The 1,406-nt window shown below is 72.0% G+C and carries 2 protein-coding genes; one reads left to right on the forward strand and one right to left on the reverse strand.

The window, feature by feature from the left end; translation table 11 throughout:
• On the forward strand, nucleotides 1-447 hold a 447-nt coding region (locus tag AOK24_RS39085; RefSeq protein WP_159052149.1), incomplete at its 5' end, for an ANTAR domain-containing response regulator.
• Between the two features lie 305 nt (nucleotides 448-752).
• On the opposite strand, the gene AOK24_RS39090 is transcribed toward AOK24_RS39085, so the two are convergent.
• Nucleotides 753-1,370: a class F sortase gene (locus AOK24_RS39090; protein ID WP_240554334.1), complete on the reverse strand. Its 618-nt coding sequence runs from the start codon at nucleotides 1,368-1,370 to the stop codon at nucleotides 753-755.
• Between the last annotated feature and the right edge of the window lie 36 nt (nucleotides 1,371-1,406).

Here is a 1,406-nt window from a genome sequence, read left to right on the forward strand (position 1 = left end):
ACCGACGCACCGGGGACGGCCGACGCTCCGGGGGCGGTCGGGGCTTCGGGGCCGGCCGGAGCTTCGGGGTTGGTCGGGGCTTCGGCCTCTGTCGTGACGGCCCAGTCGTTCGCCGACGCCGCCGCGCTGGGGCTGTACAACCATCGTGCGCACGATCAATTCCGCACGCTTTCCGGGCAGTTGCAGCACGCGCTGACCAGCCGGGTGCACATCGAGCAGGCCAAGGGGATCCTGGCCGAACGCCGGCGGGTGAGTGTGGACGAGGCGTTCGACGTCCTGCGCGGATACGCCCGCCGCAACCGGCTGCCGCTGGACTCGGTGGCTCGTTCCATCGTCGAACAGACCCTGGGTGACACGGAGTTGGGGGACCACCAGGTACCCCGACCACCCCGGCCCCCGCGCGGGCTGTCGCACACGTGGCGCGACACCTGCGGGGATGACGGTTAGTCACAGCCTCGGGACTTGGCGTCAAAAGCACCTAGGCCCGGGGCCCTGGTCCGTTCTACAGTCTTCCTCGGACACCTCGACCTTCTGGGCTCTACGGCCTTGCGGTGCCACTCCGTTACTCTTCACAGACGGCCCCAGCCCCCGGCCTGCACACAACCCACCGAGGTTTCCACAAGCCTCCCGCGCCGGTCGCCGGGTTTCTCCCGCAGCCCGTGCGCGCGCGGTCGAGGACCTGCCCGGTCGGCGGTTTCGGGGGAGCGGGCCGCCGGCCGGGACAGGTGTAGTCCCTTGCGGGGTACGGGAGTTCAGGGTCCCGTACCCGTGAGGTACGCGGAGACGATCACGTTCGCCGTGTAGCTGCGGCTGACCCGGTCGAAGGTGCCGCCGCAGGTGATCAGCCGTAGCTCCGCGCGGCCCGACTCCCTTGTGCCGTACGCCCGTTGGGCGTCGAAGCGGTCGCGCCGGACGACCTCCACGTCGTCCACCGTGAACTCGGCGACCTTTCCGTCGCCGCGCACCACGCGGACCGTCTCGCCCGCCTTCACCGTGCTGAGCTTGTAGAAGACGGCCGGGCGGGTCTCGGTGTCGACGTGCCCCACCAGCAGCGCGGTGCCGCGCGCGCCGGGGGTGACGCCGGCCGCGTACCAGCCGACGACGCCGGCCTGGTCGTAGGGCGGGGGGTCGATCGCGCCGCTCGCGTCGAGGCCGCGGGCCACCACGGGGGCCTGCACGCCGAGTTCGGGGATGTCGATGCGCTGCGGGAGGGCCTTGGTCAACGGGCGTGCGGCGGGCGGGAGTTGCCGCTCCGGCGGACGTCCCACCGCCGCTATGTCGCCCGTCGTGGGGGCGGACATTCCGCCGGGGACCTCGGTGACCTCGCGGCCCCACAGCCAGAGGCCCAGGAGGAGGAGCGCCCAGGCGATGCCGGTGAGGAGGCGGGTGGGGTGCTGTCTCTTATA

This window comes from Streptomyces niveiscabiei (assembly GCF_001419795.1).
In the GTDB taxonomy this organism is placed as follows: Bacteria; Actinomycetota; Actinomycetes; order Streptomycetales; family Streptomycetaceae; genus Streptomyces; species Streptomyces niveiscabiei.